Raw genomic sequence first — 20912 nt, 5'->3', positions numbered from 1 at the left:
CTGGTCAGTGGAGTGCAGGCCAGTTTTTGCTGCGCGCGTAGCCCGACATTTTACCCGAAACGGCCCCTCCCGAGGAGGCCGTCGTGCGTGCCGGCAGCGAATGACGGTCATAAAGGCGGCGCTGAACAGGGCTTGTGCGGTTCGTCCAGAGCCCTATTGCTGCTGCGTTCCGGGCTGTTTTTCGGTCTGCTTTTTGGCCTGCTTTTTGGCCCGCTTGTGAGCGGCCTGGCGCGCCTTTACACTCACGCGAATTTGCTGGGCGCTTGCAGGGTTGCTGCCTCCATGTCCTACGGAATGCTTTCAATGACTGTCGCTTCTTCTGCCACCGAGACCCGTGAACCCGCCAGGAGCGGCTATGCCGGCCGCGCGCTGGTCGCTTCGGTACTTGGTTACGCGATGGACGGCTTCGATCTGCTGATCCTCGGTTTCATGCTGCCGGTGATTGCCGCCGATCTGCATCTGAGCTCGGCGCAGGCAGGCTCTCTCGTGACGTGGACGCTGATCGGCGCGGTAGCGGGCGGCCTGATTTTCGGCGTGTTGAGCGACTATTTCGGCCGCGTGCGGATGTTGACGTGGACGATTCTGATCTTCGCCGTCTTCACCGGACTGTGTGCGCTGGCGCAGGGTTATACCGACCTGTTGGCCTATCGGACCATTGCAGGCATTGACCTCGGCGGCGAGTTCGGCATCGGCATGACGCTGGTGGCCGAGGCGTGGCCAGCGTCGCAGCGGGCGCGCGTGTCCTCCTATGTCGGGCTGGGGTGGCAACTCGGGGTGCTGGCGGCCGCGTTGCTGACGCCGCTCCTGCTGCCGGTGATTGGCTGGCGCGGCATGTTCGCGCTTGGATTGCTGCCTGCCGTGGTGTCGTTTTTCGTGCGGCGCAGCGTCGAGGAGCCGGCGCTTTTTACCGAGCGCGTCGCACGTGGAATGCGCAAGCTGCCGCTCAAATTGCTGGTGGCCGACGGACGTACTACGCGCGCCAGCATCGGCGTTGCGATTCTGTGTTCAGTACAGAACTTCGGCTATTACGGTCTGATGATCTGGCTTCCGAGCTATTTGTCGAAGACGTTCGGTTATTCGCTGACCAAGTCCGGCGTGTGGACCGCCGTGACGGTGCTCGGCATGGCGTGCGGTATCTGGCTGTTCGGCATGGCCGCCGACCGTTTCGGCCGCAAGCCGACGTTCCTGTTCTACCAGGTCGGCGCGGTGGTGATGGTATTCGTCTACGCCCATCTGACCACGCCGATGACGCTGCTGATCGGCGGCGCGGCGATGGGCGTGTTCGTCAACGGGATGATCGGAGGCTATGGTGCGCTGATCTCCGAGCTTTATCCGACCGATGCGCGCGCCACCGCGCAGAACGTGCTGTTCAACGTCGGCCGGGCGGTCGGCGGTTTCGGGCCGGTGGTCGTAGGCGCATTGGCCGCACGCTATTCGTTCGGCGCCGCGCTCGCTTTGCTCGCGTCGATCTATCTGCTCGACATCTTCGCGACACTCTTTCTGATCCCCGAACGACGCGGCGCCGAGCTCGAATGACATGTGCGTGACTCTCGCCTGGCCCATGCTTGACTTGGACATGCGGCACGTGGGGCCATCCGCTCAATGACCGGTCCAATGCCCGCCAGATGCGGCGCTGCAGCATTGCTGGCCGGTGTTTCGCCGATGGCGAGCCATGTTAACCACTCAGTGCATCGACGCGTTCGGGGTGTACACTAACCGACCCGCGTAGCACTCCGCACCGTCTTGCCCTCCGCTGAGGTTTGACGCCGCGCTCAACCGGCGCATGCGAAAACCGCCGCAGTCGATTATCCGTTCGATAGATGCAAGCGATGCCAACGGTGCGGTGTGCCGGGCCCAATTACTTACGTCTCGCAGGCTAAAAAATGGACGAACAACTTAAGCAAAGCGCTCTCGCCTACCACCAGTTTCCGAAGCCCGGCAAGATTTCGGTCACGCCTACCAAGCCACTGTCGAACCAGCTCGACTTGTCGCTCGCGTACTCGCCGGGCGTCGCCGCGGCCTGCATGGCGATCTACGAAGACCCGCTCGACGCGCAGAAGTACACCTCGCGCGGCAACCTCGTCGGTGTGATCACGAACGGTACAGCCGTGCTCGGTCTCGGCAATATCGGCCCGCTCGCCGCGAAGCCGGTGATGGAGGGCAAGGGTTGCCTGTTCAAGAAGTTCGCCGGTATCGACGTGTTCGACATCGAACTCTCCGAGTCCGACCCGGACAAGCTGGTTGAAGCGATCGCGATGCTCGAGCCTACGTTGGGCGGTATCAATCTCGAAGACATCAAGGCGCCTGAGTGCTTCTACATCGAAAAGAAGCTGCGCGAGCGCATGAAGATTCCGGTCTTCCACGACGATCAGCACGGCACCGCGATCATTGCTTCGGCGGCGATCCTGAACGGCCTGAAAGTGGTCGGCAAGAAGCTCGACGAAGTGAAGCTGGTGTGTTCGGGCGCGGGCGCGGCTGCCATCGCGTGTCTGGATCTGCTGGTGAATCTGGGCCTGTCGAAAAAGAACGTGCTGGTCACGGACTCGAAAGGCGTGATCTACGAAGGCCGCGGCAATCTGGATCCGTCGAAGGAACGTTACGCGGCGAACACCGAAGCGCGCACGCTGGCTGACGCGATTCGCGGCGCCGACGTGTTCCTCGGCTGCTCGAGCGCCGGCGTGCTGAAGCCGGAAATGGTCGTCGAGATGGGCACCCAGCCGCTGATTCTGGCGCTGGCGAATCCGGAACCGGAAATCCGCCCGGAAGAAGCGAAGAAGGTGCGTCCGGACTGCATCATCGCAACGGGCCGTTCGGACTACCCGAACCAGGTCAACAACGTGCTCTGCTTCCCGTTCATTTTCCGCGGCGCGCTGGATGTCGGCGCAACCACGATCACGGAAGAAATGAAGCTCGCGTGCGTGCGTGCGATTGCGGAGCTGGCAGAAGAAACCGACCAGGGCGATGAAGTCGCCAAGGCGTATGAAGGTCACTCGCTCGAATTCGGTCCTGACTACCTGATTCCGAAGCCGTTCGATCCGCGCCTGATCATCAAGATCGCGCCGGCTGTCGCGCAAGCCGCGATGGACTCGGGCGTTGCGACCCGTCCGATCAAGGATATGGACGCGTACCGCGAAGAACTCGGCACGACCGTGTACCGTACCGGCATGGTGATGCGTCCGGTGTTCGCCGCGGCGAAGTCGGAAGTGGCGCGTATCGTGTTCGCCGAAGGTGAAGACGAGCGCGTGCTGCGCGCAGCGCAATTCGTGCTGCTGGAAAAGATTGCCAAGCCGATTCTGGTCGGTCGTCCGTCGGTGATCGAGATGCGTCTGAAGAAGATGGGCTCGAAGCTGAAGTGCGGTGAAGACTTTGAGGTTGTCGATCCGGAAGACGATCCGCGCTATCAGCAATGCTGGCAGGCGTATCACGAACTCGGCGCGCGCGAAGGCGTCACGCCGGACGTCGCGAAGGCCGCGATGCGCAAGTTCAACACGCTGATCGGCGCGATCCTCGTGCGCCTTGGCCAGGCCGACGGCATGATCTGCGGGATGATCGGCCAGTACCACGCGCATCTGAAGTTCATCGAACAGGTGCTGGGTAAGGCAGACAACGTGCAGAACTTCGCTGCAATGAACCTGCTGATGTTGCCGGGCCGCAATCTTTTCATCTGCGATACGTACGTGAATGAAACGCCGACCGCCGAACAGCTCGCCGACATGACGATGCTGGCTTCGCGCGAAATCGAAAAGTTCGGCATCACGCCGAAGGTTGCGTTGCTGTCGAATTCGAATTTCGGCAGCGCGCCGTCTTCGTCGTCACAACGTATGGCCGCAGCTCGCAAGCTGATCGCTGAACGTGCGCCTTCGCTCGAGATCGACGGTGAGATGCACGGCGACGCGGCATTGTCGGAAGCCGTCCGCAAGGCCGCATTCCCGGGCACGACGCTGACCGGTGAAGCGAACCTGCTGATCATGCCGAACGTGGAAGCGGCAAACATCACGTACAACCTGCTGAAGATGATCGGAGGCGAAGGCGTGACGGTCGGTCCGTTCCTGCTGGGCGCGGAAAAGCCGGTGCACGTTCTGACGCCGGCTGCGACCGTGCGCCGGATCATCAACATGACCGCAGTGGCTTCGGCAAACGCACGCAAGGGGTGAGCGCGCAGTCATGCGGACAGGTTGATGGTTGAAGCGACGCCGCGCGCATTGCGGCGTTTGCGGTAAGTCTGTGAGAACGCCACGGAAGTTGATTCCGTGGCGTTTTTTTATGTGTGCATTCTTGTTCTGATGGCCGTTCGTCTGAGAAATTCTTATGGAGCTAAGCGAGCTTTAAGAATGCTCCTATTCGATTCGCTGTGACACTTTTGTAAAGTTACTTCTGAGGCGCAGCACAACGCGATGGCAACGGAACAGTCGGCTGGTCAATCCTTTGCATCGAGTCAGGCGCTGCGTTTCCTCTGGTGTTGAGAAGTTCGTAGTGGCTGTAGTAGTTCTGATGGTGAAGACAGTAGTACCAATGGGTTGCAGTACTGGTAGTAAGTGTGTGTTGTTGTAGTTGGTGGTTGGTAGTTGAAGTAGCGGTTGGTAGTTGAAGTAGCGGTTGGTAGTTGAAGTAGCAGTTGGCGGTTGAAGTAGCAGTTCGTAGTTGTAGTAGCTGTCTGGTAGTTGTTTGTTTTTGGTTGGTTGTTGTTGTGTTGTTGGAAGGAGCAGTACCGCTTGTTCTTGTACACACGCATCACGTGGCGAAACAGGCAAAAAAAGGCGACTGTCCGCGAGGACAGCCGCCTTTTCCATTTCAGGCCAATGTCGGCCGGTCAAGCCGGCAAGTTCATGCCGCGTACTGCGTCTTCCCCGCTTCCGGCGAACGCCAGCGCGTCAGCAAGTCATTCCACTTGACCCGCACGCCTTTCAGGTTATTTTCCTTCACGTGCCCGTAGCCGCGGATACCGTCCGGCAGATTCGCCAGTTCGACCGCCAACTCACGCTTCTGCGCGGTCAGGCCACCGATCAGCTCGCGTACCAGCGCCTCGTACTCGACGATCAGCGCACGCTCCGTGCGACGCTCCTCCGTCTTGCCGAACACGTCGAGCGCCGTCCCGCGCAGGAACTTGAGTTTTGCGAGCACGTGCATGGCGCTGAACACCCAAGGTCCGTACTTCTTCTTCACCAGATGACCTTGTGCGTCTTTTTTCGAGAACGTCGGCGGCGCGAGGTGAATGTGCAGCTTCCAGTCGCCTTCGAAATTCGCCTTCAGTTTTTCGATGAACGCGGGGTCGCTATAGAGCCGTGCGACTTCGTACTCGTCCTTGTAGGCCATCAGCTTGTGCAGATTCTTCGCGACCGCTTCAGTCAACGGCAACTGGCCGTCGATCGAATCGAGTGCCGATTCCGCCACGCGCACTTGCGACACCAATGCACGATAACGGTCCGCATAAGCGGCGTCCTGGTACGCGGCAAGATAGTCAGCGCGCTTGTCGATCAGCGTGTCGAGCGCCTTCGGTGTGTGCAGCGAGATGATCTTGCTGCTCGTCGTTTCCGCTGCGGCACCGCGTCCTTGCGAGTGCGCGAGCGTGCGCACCGAGGCCAGGTCGTGCGCGGCACGACGGCCCCATTCGAAAGCCGCACGGTTCTTCTCGATCTGCACGTTGTTCAGCTCGATTGCGCGCATCAGCGATTGATACGTCAGCGGCACCCAGCCGCGTTGCCACGCGTAGCCGAGCACGAACGGATTCGTGTAGATCGCATCGCCAAGTAGCGCGACGGCGAAGTGATTCGCATCGACCATATCGATGCCGTCGTCGCCCGCACCGGCACGCACGTCCGCTTCGGTGCTGCTGCCCGGAAAGCGCCAGTTCGGGTTCTTGATGAGTTCGGCGGTCGGCGTGTGCGCGCTATTGAGCACGACACGGGTCCGGCCCACCTGCATCCGCGAAACGCATTCGTCGCTGGCGGTCACGATCGCGTCGCAGCCGATCACGAGACTGGCTTCGCCCATTGCGATACGGGTCGCGTGAATGTCGCCCGGGTTCTGCGCGATCTGCACGTGGCTCATCACGGCGCCGCCCTTCTGCGCGAGACCGGTGACGTCGAGCACCGTGACGCCCTTGTTTTCCAGATGCGCGGCCATGCCGAGCAAGGCGCCGATCGTTACGACACCCGTGCCGCCGACGCCCGTCACCAGCACCCCATAAGGGCGCGCGATCGACGGTAGTTCGGGTTCCGGCACCGGTGGCATCGCGTCACCGACAATGCCGGAAGCCGCCTTCGGCTTGCGCAACTGACCCCCTTCGACGGATACGAAGCTCGGGCAGAACCCGTTCACGCACGAGAAGTCCTTGTTGCACGTCGACTGATTGATCTGGCGCTTGGTGCCGTACTCGGTATCGAGCGGCTCGACAGACAGGCAATTCGACTTCACCGAGCAATCGCCGCAGCCTTCGCACACCGCTTCGTTGATCACGACACGACGCGCCGGATCCGGATACGTGCCGCGTTTCCTGCGGCGGCGTTTCTCCGTCGCGCAGGTCTGGTCGTAGATCAGGATCGTGGTGCCGGAAATCTCGCGAAGCTGACGCTGAACTTCATCGAGCTTGTCGCGATGGTGAATGTCGATGCCTGGCGCGAGACCGACGTTCGCGGAGTATTTCTCCGGTTCATCGGTGACGATCACGATCTTCGTCGCGCCTTCTGCGGCGAGTTGATGCGTAATCTGCGGCACGGTCAGCACGCCGTCGACCGGTTGCCCGCCCGTCATCGCGACTGCATCGTTATAGAGAATCTTGTAGGTGATGTTCGCCTTCGACGCGATCGCCGCGCGAATCGCGAGCAGACCCGAGTGGAAGTAGGTGCCGTCACCGAGGTTGGCGAATACGTGCTTATCGTTGGTGAACGGCGCCTGGCCGATCCACGCGACGCCTTCGCCGCCCATCTGGCTGAAGGTGCTGGTGCTGCGGTCCATCCACACGGTCATGTAGTGGCAGCCGATGCCGGCCATCGCACGCGAACCTTCCGGCACGTTCGTCGACGTGTTGTGCGGGCAGCCTGAACAGAACCACGGCTTGCGCTCGGCTTCGACGCGCGGACGCGCCAATGCTTTTTCCTTCGCTTCGATGACCGCAATGCGCGTCGCAATGCGCGCACGCACGTCGGACGGCAGGTCGAACTTGTCGAGCCGCGTGGCGATCGCCTTGGCGATGATCGCCGGTGAGAGTTCGTAGTGCGCCGGCAGCAGCCAGTTGCCCATCGGCACGGACCATTCGCCACCCGCGCCGTCCTTTTCATCGAACTTGCCGAACACGCGCGGACGCTGCGCATCGGGCCAGTTGTACAGTTCTTCCTTGATCGCGTATTCGAGAATCTGGCGCTTTTCTTCAACCACCAGAATTTCATCTAGACCGCGTGCGAAGGCTTGCGCACCTTGCGCCTCGAGCGGCCATACACAGCCGACCTTATACAGACGGATACCAATGCGCGAACAGGTTTCGTCGTCGAGACCGAGATCGGTCAGCGCCTGACGCACGTCGAGGTATGCCTTGCCGCCGGTCATGATGCCGAAGCGCGCATGCGGCGAATCGATTTCGACGCGGTCCAGTTTGTTCGCGCGCACATAGGCGAGCGCCGCGTACCACTTGTAGTCGAGCAGACGCGCTTCCTGCACCAGCGGCGGATCCGGCCAGCGAATGTTCAGGCCGCCTTCGGGCATGGCGAAGTCGTCCGGCAGAACGATTTTCGTGCGGTGCGGATCGATGTCGACCGAAGCGGACGATTCGACCACGTCGGTCACGCACTTCATCGCGACCCACAGTCCGGAATAGCGGCTCATCGCCCAGCCGTGCAGGCCGAAATCCAGATATTCCTGCACGTTCGATGGGAACAGCACCGGCAGGCCGCAGGCCTTGAAGATGTGTTCCGACTGGTGCGCGAGTGTCGAGGATTTGGCGGCGTGGTCGTCGCCGGCGAGCACGAGAACGCCGCCGTGTTGCGCAGAGCCGGCCGAATTGCCGTGCTTGAAGACGTCACCGGAACGGTCGACGCCTGGGCCTTTGCCGTACCACATCGAGAACACGCCATCGTATTTTGCGCTCGGGTACAGATTGACCTGCTGCGAACCCCACACGGCGGTCGCCGCGAGGTCTTCGTTGACGCCGGGCTGGAACACGACGCGATGCGCGGCGAGATGCTGTTTCGCCTTCCACAAGGATTGGTCGAGTCCGCCGAGTGGCGATCCGCGGTAACCGGAGATGAAGCCGGCGGTATTGAGCCCGGCCGCCTGGTCGCGTTCCTGCTGCAGCATCGGCAGACGAACCAGCGCCTGTATGCCGCTCATGTACGCGCGGCCGCGTTCGAGGGTGTATTTGTCGTCGAGCGTGACGGAAGATAGCGCGGCTTCGAGCGAGGCTCGCTGACCTGCGTCTAGCGGGGCATTCATTATGTGTACTCCTCCAACCAGTTTGGGATCACCAAAACTTTTTTTGGCCGCGGCATCTTGTGAACGCTTGGGGCCGGGGTCGCCATATTGACGTGTTTTAAGTGATGGTAGCACTGGTGAAAACCCGCCGCAGCGTGCCAGAAATACGGCATCGCAGCGCCGAACTTGCGCTGAACGCGTCGGGCGACTTCCTGCGGCGCAATTCCCCTGTAACAAGCTGTAAAAACTACAAATATGAGGAACCGCAGTTGAAATGTCTGTCTAACACCCCACCTGCGAGCAATGTCTGCGCAACGCTCCGCATTCGGTGGAGCTTCAGGACAGCAGGGCAGTTAGAAAAGGAGTACGCATGAACACTAGAAACATCCAGACCTTCCTGATGGTTTCGGCCGCATTCTTCGCCATGAGCGCGCCGGTGCGCTCGAGTTCCGGCTCGAACAGCGCAGGGACGCTGTCGAACGCGATCACCAGCACGGCGCAAGTCGCGCCCGCGCGCATTGCGGTGGAGCGCATTGCACGATCCACAAAGGCCGACGAGGAAGACCAGAATTCGTGATGCAGCGCTGAAGCCGCGCATCGGTTGAAAATCGGCCGTTGTCCAAGCTTCGGACAACGGCACATACGACGAAGGGCGAGGATCGCAAGATCTTCGCCCTTTTTTCTATCTCCCAGGTTCCGCGTGGGCCGTTAGTCGTTAGGCCTTGTCCTGGACCACGCCACGGCGGATCTGATCCAACTCGATCGATTCGAACAGCGCTTTGAAGTTGCCCTCGCCGAATCCCTGATTGCCCTTGCGCTGGATGATCTCGAAGAAGATCGGCCCGATCTGGTTTTCGGTGAAGATCTGCAGCAGCAAGTCGTCGGGGGCGCCGTCGATCAGGATCTTGCGCTTACGCAATTCGTCGAGCGGCTCACCGTGGTTCGGCACGCGGCGATCGACCAGTTCATAGTACGTGTCGATCGTATCGAGCAGCGAGATGTTCGCCGCGCGCAAACCGTCCACGGTGCGGTAGATGTCGTTGCTGCCCAGCGCGATGTGCTGGATGCCTTCGCCGTGGTACTGGTCCAGATACTCCTGGATCTGACCGGCTACGTCTGAGCCTTCCTCATTGATCGGAATGCGGATTTTGCCGCACGGCGAGGTCATCGCCTTCGATTTCACGCCAGTCACTTTGCCTTCGATGTCGAAGTAACGCACTTCCCGGAAATTGAACAGGCGCTCATAGAACTCCGCCCATTCCTGCATGCGTCCGCGATGGACGTTGTGCGTCAGATGGTCGATGTAGGTCAGACCGTGGCCGACGGGGTTCGGATTCGCGCCCGGAATCGGTTCGAAGTCGACGTCGTAAATATCGATGTTGCCGATCGTGCCCGGCTCAGCACCGTTCTTGCCGCGCCAGCGGTCGACAAAATAGATCAGCGAGTCGCCGATGCCCTTGATCGCCGGAATGTTGAGTTCCATCGGGCCGGTCTTGTTGTCGAAACCCCAGGCGCCTTTTTCCAGTGCCTGTTGGTAGGCCTTCGCAGCGTCCTGCACACGGAACGCGATCGCGCAGATCGACGGGCCATGCAGGCGCGTGAAACGTTGCGCGAACGAATGCTGTTCCCCGTTGACGATGAAGTTGATTTCGCCCTGGCGATACAGCGTCACGTCTTTGTGACGGTGCCGGGCAACGGCGGTGAAGCCCATCTGTTCGAACAGCTTGCCGAGCGCCTTCGGATCGGGTGCGGTGTATTCGATGAATTCGAAGCCGTCCGTGCCGACCGGGTTTTCCCAAGTTGAAACCTGCATTGTCTGTCTCCTTCCTATTAGCGCCGGCGCGGGGCGTACGAGTTAGCGCAACTGAATGACGCAAGTGTAAAGGCCGGCTGGCGACGAAAACTTGCGAACTTAATCGCGCGCCGATACGCTTGGGCTATTTTCTAGCTCAATTTATGACATGGACGGCAGGAAATGGCCAAAATAGAGATAGACGCCATCGACAGGCGCATTCTGGCAATCCTTCAGGAGAATGGCAGACTGTCGAATCAGGAGATCGCCGAGCGCATCAACCTGTCGCCGAGCCCGTGTCTACGGCGTATCCGTCGGCTGGAAGAGAGCGGGGTGATTCGCGGCTATGTCGCGTTACTCGATGCGCAAAAGCTTGGGCTTGATCTGCTCGCCTACGTCAACGTGCGACTGGAAAAGCGCAGCGGTCCGGGGCTTAGTCCGCGCGGCGACACTACGCATGCCGATCTGTTTCGCGCGGCAGTGCAGACGTGGCCGGAAGTGGTCGCCTGTCACGCGATGACGGGCGACATGGATTACCTGCTGCGTGTGCAGGTCGAGGATATGGCGCACTTTTCACGCTTCGTGCAGGACCAGTTGCTGCACCATCCCTCTGTAATCGACGTGAAGACGAGCTTTTCGCTCGAGAAGTTCAAGGAAACAACGGCGCTGCCGATTTTGTGAGCGCCAGGCCGGGACAAACACAAAGGGCGGCCAGAAGGCCGCCCTTGTGCTTCGCCGAAGCGCAGACCGGTTAAGCGGCCTCAGCAGTCGGCATAAACGATTCGAACAACTTCGACGCCTGACGTGCCTGACGCTTGAGTGCGTAGTCGAACACGGCGGCTTGTTCCTGCAGCATTTCAGCGATGATGCTCGTCTGGTCCGCTGGCGACAGCGTCAGATAGGCATCTGCTTCGCCGTACGCGTATTCGATCTTCATGCCGGCCTTCTTCGCGATGTGCATCATGGTCGAATTGCGCGACAGGCAATGCATGTAAAGCGTGGTGACATGTGTATTGCGGCTGCGAATGGCTGCGCGCTCGAAGAGCTTCGAGCCAATACCTTGCCCGCGGACGCTTTCCAGCACGGACACGCCGAATTCGGCGGTGCGCTTGTCGCCTTCGGCCGGCAGATACGCCAGATGGCCGACGCCGGTGAGTTGCAACTGACTGTCGAACACGCCGAAGACCGTGTCGCGCGTGAAATCGATCGCGCGGACGTAGTTTTCAATGACGTGGTTCGGTACAACCTGGCCGAAGCGCAGAAGGCGGTCGTCTTCGCCGAGCGCGAGGAAGTGGGTCAGCAGTCGTTCGCGATCGATGGCGGTGAGCTCGCGGACCAGAGCAGGCGCACGACCGCCTGGCTGCAACGGACGATCGTGCGCGACGATCGGCTCAGCGGCGCGGGGTGTAATCATGTTCATGGTCGGGTTCTCCTTTTAATCGAGCGGCATGGTGCACCGCAAAAACGATTTTAGCGGATATGCCGATCCCGCACTAGGGAAAACCCGTATCAAAAACTGAGGGCAATGTCTAGAAAGTTAGCGCCCTATTTTTAATGCATTGATTATTAATGAAAATTAAATTGAACGAGCGTTCGTGACAAGTTGTCGCGCCTAGGCAACTCGTGGCAATTACTTCCTCTGAACAATGCTGCCGTGCGCAATCACCCTCGGGCAGAAGTCAGTCCGTGATCCACCATATCGACCACCTGCTCGGCGAATTCCCGGTAGCCCATCCGGCCGTCCGGCTTGAGCCAGGTGAACGTCCAGTTGATCATGCCGAACACCATCATCGTGAGCGCGGTCTGGTTTTCGCGTGTGGCGCGTTCCGGATAGGCGCGCGCCAGTTGCCGCGCAAATGCCGCGACAACATCGCGCTGGCGGTTGAGGATGACCTCGCGCTGGGTATCGACCAGATACTTCACGTCGTTCAGGAGCGCGACGTGCCGACTGTGTGAGGTCTCGTACTCGGATAGGAACGCACGGATCAGCTCGGCGAAAGTGTCGCGCTCGGACAGTCCGCGGCGTTGGCTCGCGCCTTCCACCTCCGCGATGATCAGCATCAGCCGCTTTGTGTAGCGGTCCAGCAGATCGAACAGGATCGCTTCCTTGCTCGCGTAATAGTGGTACAGGCGCGCTTTCGAGGTGCCGCTCGCGGCCGCGAGATCGGCCATCGAGGTGCTCGGGTAGCTGGTCTGGGCGAATTTCTCCGCGGCGAGTTCGAGAATCTGGTCGCGTTGGGTTTCGTGGTCGGGGGCTCGGGTACGGGCCATGGTCGTCTATTTTATTAGTGTGGACAGGGGGCAAGCGCCGCAGACAGTTCCAGCGTGCGCCATGCGCTCGCGTCGCCACGCAGCTTGATGCGACGGGTCGCGGCCAGTTCGCGGAAGCGCCACAGCACGATGCTGTCGCTCACCAGATAACAGAGTTCAGCGGTCATCAGTTCCGCTGCAACGCGCGCGGCGGGCTGCCAGTCGCCCGTGGCGTGCTCGAGAATCAGCGCGTCCAGATCGGCGAAGTTGCCGCTTGTGAAAGTGTTGTCGCGCCAGCGGCGCGTCTCGCCGTTTGCGTGCTTGGCTTCCTGCCATTCGAGCGCGAGTCGGCTGATGCGCAGAACCGAAATCGGCGCCGCGTCATGCAGACGCCCTTGCAGGACAGTCGGCGCGAACATGCCGACGGACGTCGCGCGATCTTTGCGGCTGTGCGCCCAGGCGCCCGGGTCGGTGAGGTCGCGAATCGACAGGCGCACTTCATTCAGCCGTTGCGGGCTGTTGCGCAGGTGATAGCAGACGCGGCGCAGCATCAATTGATCGGCCGCGCTTTCGCCGTGCCAGATCACCAGATTCGCGTCGCCCCGCGCGATGTTCTCCAGCGTTGCCGCCTGCTCGCGGAATTCACGAAGAAAATCGCGCCGGGTGTCCGCGCTGACACGGTCCCAGAACTCTGCTCGCACGTCGGGTCCGTCGTCGATGCCGCGCAATGGGCCGACCGCCAGATCGTCGCGCAGTGCGTGCACGCGATCGTCGCGGGCCGCCTCGGCTAGCGCGGCGCGCAGTGATTCGGCGGCGACATCGCCGTTGGTGAGGTGGATGGTGCTCATCGGCAGTGGCTTGGGCTGGCAAAAAACGCAAATAACGAAAGGGGCCGCTCATCGATCGGGACTGACGTCCGATCGCGAGCGGCCCCTAGTGTAAGCGCATCGCGGACCTGCTGAAAGCGTTGCGGGCGTCGCATGGCCACCCGTCGCGCGCGACTCAACGCTCGTCGTAACTCACCACCACGCGATCGCTGATTGGATGGCATTGGCAGGTCAGCACGTAACCGTCGCGGATTTCGTGTTCTTCCAGCGTGTAGTTCTTTTCCATCTTGACCTCGCCTTCGAGCACCTTCGCGCGGCAAGTGCAGCAGACGCCGCCCTTGCACGCATACGGCAGCGCGAGGCCGGCACGCAGGCCGACGTCGAGCACGCTCACGCCCTGATACGGCAGGCGCAGCTTGCGCCTTTTCCCGTCGAGGACGATTTCGAGGTCGGCGGCCGGGGTGTCGTCGGTGATTTCGACCGGCGGCACGCCCGCTTGCGGCAGCGGCGAACCGAAGCGCTCCACATGCACTTTTTCCGAAGGCACGCCCGCGGCTTTCAGCGCGGCCTCGGCCGCATCCATCATCGGGCCGGGACCGCAGATGAAGGCTTCGTCGATGGCATCGGCCGGCAGCAGGTTGTCGATGAAGGCGGCGCACTTCTCCTGGTCGAGCACGCCGTTGAACAGCTCGACGTCCTGCAGATCATCCGACAGCACGTGATAGAGCACGAAGCGGTTCATGAAGCGGTTCTTCAGGTCTTCGAGTTCTTCCGCGAACATGATCTGATCGACGCTGCGGTTGCCGTATACCAGCGTGAAGGTGCTGCGCGGCTCGACTTCCAGCGTGGTCTTGATGATCGCGAGCACCGGCGTGATGCCCGAGCCGCCGGAAAACGCGATGTACTGCTGGCCCTGGTCGGCATTGAGATGCGTGAAGAAGCGGCCGTCCGGCGTCATCACGTCGATGGTGTGGCCGGGTTGCAGCGTGTCGAACGCGAAGTTCGAGAAACGGCCGCCGCGCACGCGCTTGATGCCGATGCGCAGTTCGCCGTCGCGGTCGTAATCGGTGACGCCGACGCAGATCGAGTACGAACGGCGCGTTTCCTCACCGTCGATGTGCGTTTTCAGGGTGACGAACTGGCCCTGCGTGAAGCGATAGTGTTCGCGCAGTTCGACAGGGACTTCGAAGGCGACCGAGACCGCGTCGGCGGTTTCGGGCCGCACTTCGCGGATACGCAGCGGATGAAATTGCGGGGTAGCCATATCAGTATGGTTTGAAGTAGTCGAAGGGTTCGCGGCAGTCGATGCAGCGGTACAGGGCCTTGCAGGCCGTCGAGCCGAATTGCGCGAGACGCTCGGTGTGCGCCGAGCCGCAACGGGGGCATGACGGCGCCGGTAGCGCGCGCGGCATGAAACGCAGCACTTTTTCCTGCGACGGAGCGGCTGAACCGCAATTGCCCGTGGGCGGCGCGATGCCATAGGCGCGCAATTTTTCGCGCGCGTCGGCGGTCATCCAGTCGGTGGTCCAGGCTGGCGCCAGTACAGTGGAGATCCGATACGGCTTCAGTTCAGCCACGTCGAGCGCATGGGCGACGTCTTCGGCGATCTGCGACATCGCCGGGCAACCGGAATAGGTTGGCGTGATCACGACTTCGAGCGTGCCGTCGGCGGTGCGTCGCACGTCGCGCAGAATGCCGAGTTCACGAATCGATACCACCGGGATCTCCGGATCAGGCACCGTTTCGAGCACGGCCCATGCGCGCTCGAGCGTGGCGTCGGGGGTGGGCATGGCAGTCGAGGTCGTCATCTTAAAGTTCCGTTGGGTTCCGGTTGAGCGCTCGGGTGCGTGCTTACCAGGTGGCGCCGGGATGCTGGCGCGCGAGGCTTTGCATTTCGGCCAGCACGAAGCCCATGTGCTCCGAGTGCTCGCCATGCTTGCCGGCCGTGATGTGCTTGACCGCTTCGGGGAGCTTGAGCGTGGCCGGGTCGAGCGTGGCAGCTACGTCTTCGAGCCATGCTGCCTCGAGGTCCGACGTCAGCGGCCCGATGCCGGCGGCGGCGATGGCTTCCTCCACGGCGTCCGCACTAAAAAACTCACGCGTGTACGGCAGCAGATAGTCGAGCGCAGCTTGCGCGCGGCGATGCGACTCGTCCGTGCCGTCGCCGAAACGAATCAGCCATTCGCCCGCATGGTGCACGTGATAGCTGGTTTCCTTGATCGACTTCGAGGCGATCGCTGCAAGCTGTTCATCCTTCGACGTAGTGAGCGCGGACCACAGATGCGCCATCAGCGTTGAGTACAGGAAATTGCGCACGATCGTGACCGCGTAGTCCTTCTCGGCTTGCGCCGTGCCGGCGAGCGGGCCGTAATGCGGCAACTCGGCCAGCGTGTAGTTGGCGAACTCACGTTCCGCGCGGAAGTATGCGTAGTCGTCTTCCGTGCGGGTTTTGCCGGTGAGTTGCTGTTCAAGCGAGGCGGCGTGCGTGTACAGCAGGCGCGCCTGGCCTATCAGATCCAGACTCATGTTCGACAGCGCGATGTCCTCTTCGAGGATCGGGCCGTGACCGCACCACTCGGCATTGCGCTGACCGAGGATCAGCGCGGTGTCCGCGAGGCGCAGCACGTACTGCAGATGTTGGGGCGTGATGGTCATGGCCGCGCTTACATGTGGTTGACTTCGTCGGGGAGCGTGTAGAACGTCGGGTGGCGATAAATCTTGTCGCCAGCCGGTTCGAACAGCTCAGCCTTGTCTTCCGGCGCGGATGCCGTGATCGCCGACGACGGCACCACCCAGATGCTCACGCCTTCCTGGCGGCGCGTGTAGACGTCGCGCGCCATGCGCAGCGCCATCGGCGCGTCGGCGGCATGCAGGCTGCCGCAGTGTTTATGGTCGAGTCCCTGCTTGCTGCGCACGAAGACTTCCCAAATCGGCCATTCCTTGTTCATTGCTGATCTCCTGATACTTTGTCTGGCTTGTCGCTGCGGTTAGGCAGCTTGCTGTTGTGCGCGCTGGCGCTGCTTTTCGGCGTGGGCGAGGGCGGCTTCGCGCACCCAGGCGCCGTCGTCGTGTGCTTTCACGCGGGTCGCGAGGCGTTCGCGGTTACACGGGCCGTCGCCATTCACGACGCGCCAGAACTCTTCCCAGTCGATGTCGCCGTAGTCGTGCTGGCCGCGCGCTTCATTCCACTTCAGGTCTGGGTCCGGCAGCGTGACGCCGAGCACCTTGGCCTGATCGACGGTTGCGTCGACAAATTTCTGGCGCAGATCGTCGTTCGAGATGCGCTTGATGCCCCATTTCGACGACTGATTGCTGTGGATCGAGTCTTTGTCGCTCGGGCCGAACATCATCAGCACCGGCCACCACCAGCGGTTCACGGCTTGCTGGACCAACTCGCGTTGCGCGTCGGTGCCGCTCATCATCGACATCAGCGCGTCGAAGCCCTGGCGTTGGTGGAACGACTCTTCCTTGCAGATGCGGATCATCGCGCGGGCATAAGGGCCGTAAGTGCAACGGCACAGCGGAATCTGATTCATGATCGCCGCGCCGTCCACCAGCCAGCCGATTACGCCGACGTCCGCCCACGTGGGCGTCGGGTAATTGAAGATGCTCGAATATTTGGCTTTGCCCGAGTGCAACGCGGCGATCAACTGATCGCGCGACGCGCCGAGCGTTTCGGCCGCGCTATATAGATAGAGGCCGTGGCCGGCTTCGTCCTGCACTTTGGCCAGCAGGATCGCCTTGCGCTTCAGGCTGGGCGCGCGTGAGATCCAGTTGCCTTCCGGCAGCATGCCGACGATTTCAGAATGCGCGTGCTGCGAGATTTGCCGGACCAGCGTCTTGCGGTAGGCCTCAGGCATCCAGTCCTGCGCTTCGATCTTGCCGTCGGCGGCCATGACCGCGTCGAATTGCGACTGCTCGGGCGAGCTCGCTGCAGCGTCGAGCGGGGCGACATTGCCGGGGATATCCAGGGATTGCGTGTACATGGGGACGCTCTCAGCGGAAGTTGTCTGTGTGTGCGCAGTATAAACCAACCGACCGGTCGGTTAATAAATTTTTTGAGACGACAGGCCGTTTTCGATAGGGACACCTTGGGTTCGTCGCCAAGGTGTTTCGCGAGCGTCGCCGCCCCGCGCCGACACATAACCTATAAAATAGCGAATTGGCCGCGATTTGCGGCCTTCATGCATCCCCCGGTACTCATGTTACGTCTAAGCGAAATTAAACTCCCGCTCGATCACCCCGAGAGCGTTCTCGAAGCCGCCGTCCGCGCGCGTCTCGCTGAACTCGGCGTGGGCGACGACGGGCTCATCCGATACACCGTGTTTCGTCGCGCGCATGACGCCCGCAAGCGCACTGACATCAAGCTCACTTACATCGTCGACGTCGAGGTGAAGGATGAAGCGGCCGCGCTCAAGCGACTCGCCGACGTGCCCCACTGCGCTGTGACGCCGGACATGACGTACCGTTTTGTCGCTAAAGCGCCGGCGCAGATGACTTCACCGCGCCCGGTTGTGATCGGCATGGGGCCGTGCGGCCTGTTTGCCGGGCTGATCCTCGCCCAGATGGGCTTTCGTCCGATCATTCTCGAGCGCGGCAAGGCCGTGCGCGAGCGCACCAAGGACACTTTCGGGCTGTGGCGCAAGTCGGTGCTCAATCCTGAATCGAATGTGCAGTTCGGTGAAGGCGGCGCGGGCACATTCTCGGACGGCAAGCTTTACAGCCAGATCAAGGATCCGAAGCACTACGGCCGCAAGGTGCTCGACGAATTCGTCCGCGCGGGTGCGCCGGAAGACATTCTCTATCTGAGCCGGCCCCATATCGGCACGTTCCGCCTCGTCAGCATGGTCGAAAAGATGCGCGCGGCCATTCACGAGCTGGGCGGCGAGGTGCGTTTCGAGACGCGGGTCGACGATATCGAGATCGATCAGGGCAAGGTGCGCGGGCTCAAGCTGTCGACGGGCGAGCATTTGCGCTGCGACCACGTGGTGCTGGCGGTCGGCCATAGCGCGCGCGATACCTTCCAGATGCTGAGCGACCGCGGCGTCTATATCGAAGCGAAGCCGTTTTCACTCGGTTTCCGGATCGAACATCCGCAAGGGTTGATCGATCGCAGCCGTTTCGGCAAGTTTGCGGGCCACAAGCAACTGGGCGCCGCCGACTATAAGGTTGTGCACCACTGCAGCAACGGGCGCGCGGTTTATAGCTTCTGTATGTGTCCTGGCGGCACGGTGGTCGCGGCGACTTCCGAGCCGGGCCGCGTGGTGACCAACGGCATGAGCCAGTATTCACGGGCCGAGCGCAATGCCAACGCTGGGATTGTCGTCGGCATCACGCCGGACGATTATCCGGGCGGCCCGCTAGCCGGCATCGCCTTCCAGCGCAAATGGGAAGAGCGGGCGTTCGAGTTGGGTGGCGGCAACTATATGGCGCCGGGCCAGCTTGTTGGCGACTTTATTGCCGGGCGGCCGTCCACGTCGCTGGGTTCGGTGGTGCCGTCCTACAAACCGGGCGTCCATCCCACGGATCTCAGCACGGCGCTGCCGGATTATGTGATTGAAGCGATCCGCGAAGCGCTGCCGCAGATGGACAAGAAGATTGCTGGTTTTGCCATGCATGACGCGGTGTTGACAGGTGTTGAGACGCGAACGTCGTCACCGATTCGCGTGCGACGCCGGGATGACTTTCAGAGCATGAATGTCGAGGGCCTGTATCCGGCGGGTGAAGGCGCGGGGTATGCCGGCGGGATCTACTCGGCGGCCATCGACGGGATCGAAGTGGCCGAAGCGCTTGCGTTGAAGATGGTTGGGGTTCCGGCGGCGGTCTGACGAGTGATGGGTCTGTGCAAGCACTGAATGGCTGTTGCCCAGACGGGTTCACGGGGGCGAAGCGCTCGCGATGCATCGTCATGCGGATAACTGCTTCGCCGACATCGCGCCTGGAGTCCCGGTGAGGGCTCTCTAGTGCCGGGCGGGCTGAATACGTCCGGTTGCGCGCAGTCCGCCGAGGACCCATACCGCCACTCGCGGTACGTTCGACGACGCAGCCCCGCGACCAGGTGCGGGTGACCGCACGATAGCGTTCGCGCGGTCCGCCGCGACAGAGATGGCGATCGGGCACAATGCACGTTTCGCCTCGAACTGACCACCCGAATGACCATTCGCACTCTGGCTGCCGCATATAGCGCGGCGCTGCTCTGCCAATTCGCCGTTTCCCCGACTGTTTTTGCCGCCGACGCCCCGATGCACTGGGTCACCGCATGGGCGACGGCGTTGCAACCCATTCCCCAACGGTCGGAATTGCCGCCCCTGTATCGCGCCCCGGAGGTAGCAGGGCGAACAGTTCGCCAGATTGTCTATCCGACGCTGGCCGGTAAAACCGCACGAGTCCATCTCAGCAACGAGTACGGCAAGACGGCGCTCGTCATCGAGGAGTTGCGCATTGCGCGCTCGGCCGGCGGCGCGGCTGCGCTGGGCAATGGGGAGGCGCGTGTGACGTTCGGCGGCAAGAGTTCGGTGAGCGTACCACCGGGCGCCGAGTTGGACAGTGACCCTGTCGCAATCGACATCGCCGAGGGCGCACCTTACGCGATCAGTGCGTTCACGGGGCCGGAACAGCGGATTGTGGCGTGGCATCGGGTCTCGAATCAGTTGAATTACGTTTCCGCCCCGGGTGATCACACTGCAGATACTTCCGCTGACTCGTTTCGTGGCCGGTTCACGCAATATGTGTGGGTGACGGGTTTGTCGGTGGATGCGCCGTCATCGGCTGCCGTCGCCGCGATCGGCGACTCGATCACCGACGGTATGCGCTCGAGTCTGAATAAGAATCGACGCTGGCCAGACGCGCTGGCTCGCCGGTTCGCCAGCACTGGCGACCACTCGACGGCGATCGCCAATCTTGGCATCAGCGGTAATCGCTTGTTGAGCGACTCGCCCTGCTACGGCGACGCGCTTGTCCGGCGTTTCGACCGGGACGTGCTGGAGCGCCCGGGCGTCAAGACGGCGATTCTGCTGATCGGAATCAATGACATTAACTTCGCGGAGATGCCGGCGCGTAGTGGACTCGACTGCGACTTTCCGCATACCTCGGTGACAGCCGCTGACCTGATCGCCGGCTACCAGCGCGTGATTGCGGACGCGCGGCACCGTGGCGTGAAGGTGTTCGGCGCAACGCTGACGCCTGCATCGCTACCTGCGCCGCGGGAAACTATCCGGCTGGCGGTCAACCAGTGGATTCGAAGCAGCCACGCTTTCGACGGTGTTGTCGATTTCGACGCTGCGCTACGCGACCCAGCGCAACCGAGTCGTCTGCAGCGCGCCTTTGACAGTGGTGACCATATCCATCCCAGCGATGCCGGGTACGCCGCAATGGCTGAAGCGGTTCCGGTGGCTGCTGTAGTGAATTCAACCCGGAAGTGAGTCGCCAAAAAAGATTTTCGTCAAACCCTTGTCACATGACTGATGTTCGCCTATAGTTCGCCTCCTCGTTTGCGAACGAGAGCCGCGGCGGAAACCAGCGGTTGTACCGTCAACAAGGTTTTAAGCGAAAGCGAAAAAATGTTGTTGACGAAACGAAAAAGAGCCTTCATAATCTCGTTTCTCTGCTGCTGATGCAGCGACGCAGAACGAAGCGGTGCC

At 61.5% G+C, this 20912-nt stretch carries 17 protein-coding genes; 6 read left to right on the top strand and 11 right to left on the bottom strand.

The annotated features are described in order from the left end of the window. Nucleotides 1-303: 303 nt before the first annotated feature. Both M0D64_RS40700 and M0D64_RS40695 read left to right on the top strand, forming a co-directional pair. Complete coding sequence (locus M0D64_RS40700) at nucleotides 304-1536, top strand: MFS transporter (protein WP_266261821.1); 1233 nt, start codon at nucleotides 304-306, stop codon at nucleotides 1534-1536. 347 nt (nucleotides 1537-1883) lie between these two features. Then, nucleotides 1884-4154 (top strand): NADP-dependent malic enzyme, encoded by a 2271-nt coding sequence (locus tag M0D64_RS40695; protein WP_171928496.1) that lies wholly within the window; start codon nucleotides 1884-1886, stop codon nucleotides 4152-4154. Nucleotides 4155-4337: 183 nt separating this feature from the next. On the opposite strand, the gene M0D64_RS40690 is transcribed toward M0D64_RS40695, so the two are convergent. Together M0D64_RS40690 and M0D64_RS40685 are read right to left on the bottom strand one after the other, a co-directional pair. Continuing rightward, nucleotides 4338-4790: a hypothetical protein gene (locus M0D64_RS40690; RefSeq protein WP_266261820.1), complete on the bottom strand. Its 453-nt coding sequence runs from the start codon at nucleotides 4788-4790 to the stop codon at nucleotides 4338-4340. Between the two features lie 34 nt (nucleotides 4791-4824). Then, complete coding sequence (locus M0D64_RS40685; protein ID WP_266261819.1) at nucleotides 4825-8424, bottom strand: indolepyruvate ferredoxin oxidoreductase family protein; 3600 nt, start codon at nucleotides 8422-8424, stop codon at nucleotides 4825-4827. Nucleotides 8425-8773: 349 nt separating this feature from the next. On the opposite strand from M0D64_RS40685, the gene M0D64_RS40680 reads away from it, so the two are divergent. After that, a complete protein-coding gene (locus tag M0D64_RS40680; RefSeq protein WP_154567282.1) occupies nucleotides 8774-8980 on the top strand; it encodes a hypothetical protein in 207 nt (68 codons plus the stop codon). A gap of 138 nt (nucleotides 8981-9118) precedes the next feature. Here M0D64_RS40680 and hppD read toward each other — a convergent pair whose 3' ends face one another. After that, the gene (gene hppD / locus M0D64_RS40675) at nucleotides 9119-10216 is read right to left on the bottom strand and encodes a 4-hydroxyphenylpyruvate dioxygenase (RefSeq protein ID WP_121108780.1); all 1098 of its coding nucleotides are present in this window, start codon (nucleotides 10214-10216) and stop codon (nucleotides 9119-9121) included. Nucleotides 10217-10378: 162 nt separating this feature from the next. Between hppD and M0D64_RS40670 the strand changes: the two genes are divergently transcribed. After that, complete coding sequence (locus M0D64_RS40670; protein ID WP_054043236.1) at nucleotides 10379-10876, top strand: Lrp/AsnC family transcriptional regulator; 498 nt, start codon at nucleotides 10379-10381, stop codon at nucleotides 10874-10876. Nucleotides 10877-10946: 70 nt separating this feature from the next. Here the strand turns inward: M0D64_RS40670 and M0D64_RS40665 are convergent, their stop codons facing one another. From M0D64_RS40665 to paaA, 8 genes are all read right to left on the bottom strand, one after another. Next, nucleotides 10947-11615: a GNAT family N-acetyltransferase gene (locus tag M0D64_RS40665; RefSeq protein WP_266243286.1), complete on the bottom strand. Its 669-nt coding sequence runs from the start codon at nucleotides 11613-11615 to the stop codon at nucleotides 10947-10949. A gap of 242 nt (nucleotides 11616-11857) precedes the next feature. After that, nucleotides 11858-12466 (bottom strand): TetR/AcrR family transcriptional regulator, encoded by a 609-nt coding sequence (locus M0D64_RS40660; protein WP_171928491.1) that lies wholly within the window; start codon nucleotides 12464-12466, stop codon nucleotides 11858-11860. Between the two features lie 14 nt (nucleotides 12467-12480). Then, a complete protein-coding gene (locus M0D64_RS40655; protein WP_154567285.1) occupies nucleotides 12481-13293 on the bottom strand; it encodes a DUF1835 domain-containing protein in 813 nt (270 codons plus the stop codon). A gap of 154 nt (nucleotides 13294-13447) precedes the next feature. Further along, on the bottom strand, nucleotides 13448-14536 hold the full coding sequence (gene paaE / locus M0D64_RS40650) for a 1,2-phenylacetyl-CoA epoxidase subunit PaaE (RefSeq protein ID WP_154567286.1): 1089 nt from the start codon (nucleotides 14534-14536) through the stop codon (nucleotides 13448-13450). Nucleotide 14537: 1 nt separating this feature from the next. Further along, nucleotides 14538-15080 (bottom strand): 1,2-phenylacetyl-CoA epoxidase subunit PaaD, encoded by a 543-nt coding sequence (paaD, locus tag M0D64_RS40645; RefSeq protein ID WP_266261818.1) that lies wholly within the window; start codon nucleotides 15078-15080, stop codon nucleotides 14538-14540. Between the two features lie 43 nt (nucleotides 15081-15123). Beyond that, complete coding sequence (gene paaC / locus M0D64_RS40640) at nucleotides 15124-15927, bottom strand: 1,2-phenylacetyl-CoA epoxidase subunit PaaC (protein WP_266261817.1); 804 nt, start codon at nucleotides 15925-15927, stop codon at nucleotides 15124-15126. An 8-nt stretch (nucleotides 15928-15935) separates the two neighbouring features. Further along, entirely contained in the window at nucleotides 15936-16220 is a 285-nt protein-coding gene (paaB, locus tag M0D64_RS40635; RefSeq protein WP_007179854.1) for a 1,2-phenylacetyl-CoA epoxidase subunit PaaB, read from the bottom strand. A 39-nt stretch (nucleotides 16221-16259) separates the two neighbouring features. Continuing rightward, nucleotides 16260-17258: a 1,2-phenylacetyl-CoA epoxidase subunit PaaA gene (gene paaA / locus M0D64_RS40630; protein ID WP_266261816.1), complete on the bottom strand. Its 999-nt coding sequence runs from the start codon at nucleotides 17256-17258 to the stop codon at nucleotides 16260-16262. A 216-nt stretch (nucleotides 17259-17474) separates the two neighbouring features. Here paaA and M0D64_RS40625 point away from each other — a divergent pair, with 216 nt between their 5' ends. Together M0D64_RS40625 and M0D64_RS40620 are read left to right on the top strand one after the other, a co-directional pair. Further along, the gene (locus M0D64_RS40625) at nucleotides 17475-19100 is read left to right on the top strand and encodes an NAD(P)/FAD-dependent oxidoreductase (RefSeq protein ID WP_266261815.1); all 1626 of its coding nucleotides are present in this window, start codon (nucleotides 17475-17477) and stop codon (nucleotides 19098-19100) included. A 324-nt stretch (nucleotides 19101-19424) separates the two neighbouring features. Next, nucleotides 19425-20693: an SGNH/GDSL hydrolase family protein gene (locus M0D64_RS40620; RefSeq protein ID WP_266261814.1), complete on the top strand. Its 1269-nt coding sequence runs from the start codon at nucleotides 19425-19427 to the stop codon at nucleotides 20691-20693. The last annotated feature ends 219 nt before the right edge of the window (nucleotides 20694-20912 follow it).

The organism is Paraburkholderia sp. WS6, from assembly GCF_030464835.1.
Lineage (GTDB): Bacteria > Pseudomonadota > Gammaproteobacteria > Burkholderiales > Burkholderiaceae > Paraburkholderia > Paraburkholderia madseniana.
The sequence above is the reverse complement of the archived record's forward strand: the minus strand, read 5'-3'. Positions and strand labels throughout refer to the sequence as shown.

Bases quoted from the DNA above. Each gene is read 5' to 3' on its own strand.
- M0D64_RS40700 (WP_266261821.1), top strand. From the start codon at position 304: ATGACTGTCGCTTCTTCTGCCACCGAGACCCGTGAACCCGCCAGGAGC.
- M0D64_RS40695 (WP_171928496.1), top strand. From the start codon at position 1,884: ATGGACGAACAACTTAAGCAAAGCGCTCTCGCCTACCACCAGTTTCCG.
- M0D64_RS40690 (WP_266261820.1), bottom strand. From the start codon at position 4,790: ATGGAAAAGGCGGCTGTCCTCGCGGACAGTCGCCTTTTTTTGCCTGTT.
- M0D64_RS40685 (WP_266261819.1), bottom strand. From the start codon at position 8,424: ATGAATGCCCCGCTAGACGCAGGTCAGCGAGCCTCGCTCGAAGCCGCG.
- M0D64_RS40680 (WP_154567282.1), top strand. From the start codon at position 8,774: ATGAACACTAGAAACATCCAGACCTTCCTGATGGTTTCGGCCGCATTC.
- hppD (WP_121108780.1), bottom strand. From the start codon at position 10,216: ATGCAGGTTTCAACTTGGGAAAACCCGGTCGGCACGGACGGCTTCGAA.
- M0D64_RS40670 (WP_054043236.1), top strand. From the start codon at position 10,379: ATGGCCAAAATAGAGATAGACGCCATCGACAGGCGCATTCTGGCAATC.
- M0D64_RS40665 (WP_266243286.1), bottom strand. From the start codon at position 11,615: ATGAACATGATTACACCCCGCGCCGCTGAGCCGATCGTCGCGCACGAT.
- M0D64_RS40660 (WP_171928491.1), bottom strand. From the start codon at position 12,466: ATGGCCCGTACCCGAGCCCCCGACCACGAAACCCAACGCGACCAGATT.
- M0D64_RS40655 (WP_154567285.1), bottom strand. From the start codon at position 13,293: ATGAGCACCATCCACCTCACCAACGGCGATGTCGCCGCCGAATCACTG.
- paaE (WP_154567286.1), bottom strand. From the start codon at position 14,536: ATGGCTACCCCGCAATTTCATCCGCTGCGTATCCGCGAAGTGCGGCCC.
- paaD (WP_266261818.1), bottom strand. From the start codon at position 15,080: ATGACGACCTCGACTGCCATGCCCACCCCCGACGCCACGCTCGAGCGC.
- paaC (WP_266261817.1), bottom strand. From the start codon at position 15,927: ATGACCATCACGCCCCAACATCTGCAGTACGTGCTGCGCCTCGCGGAC.
- paaB (WP_007179854.1), bottom strand. From the start codon at position 16,220: ATGAACAAGGAATGGCCGATTTGGGAAGTCTTCGTGCGCAGCAAGCAG.
- paaA (WP_266261816.1), bottom strand. From the start codon at position 17,258: ATGTACACGCAATCCCTGGATATCCCCGGCAATGTCGCCCCGCTCGAC.
- M0D64_RS40625 (WP_266261815.1), top strand. From the start codon at position 17,475: ATGTTACGTCTAAGCGAAATTAAACTCCCGCTCGATCACCCCGAGAGC.
- M0D64_RS40620 (WP_266261814.1), top strand. From the start codon at position 19,425: ATGACCATTCGCACTCTGGCTGCCGCATATAGCGCGGCGCTGCTCTGC.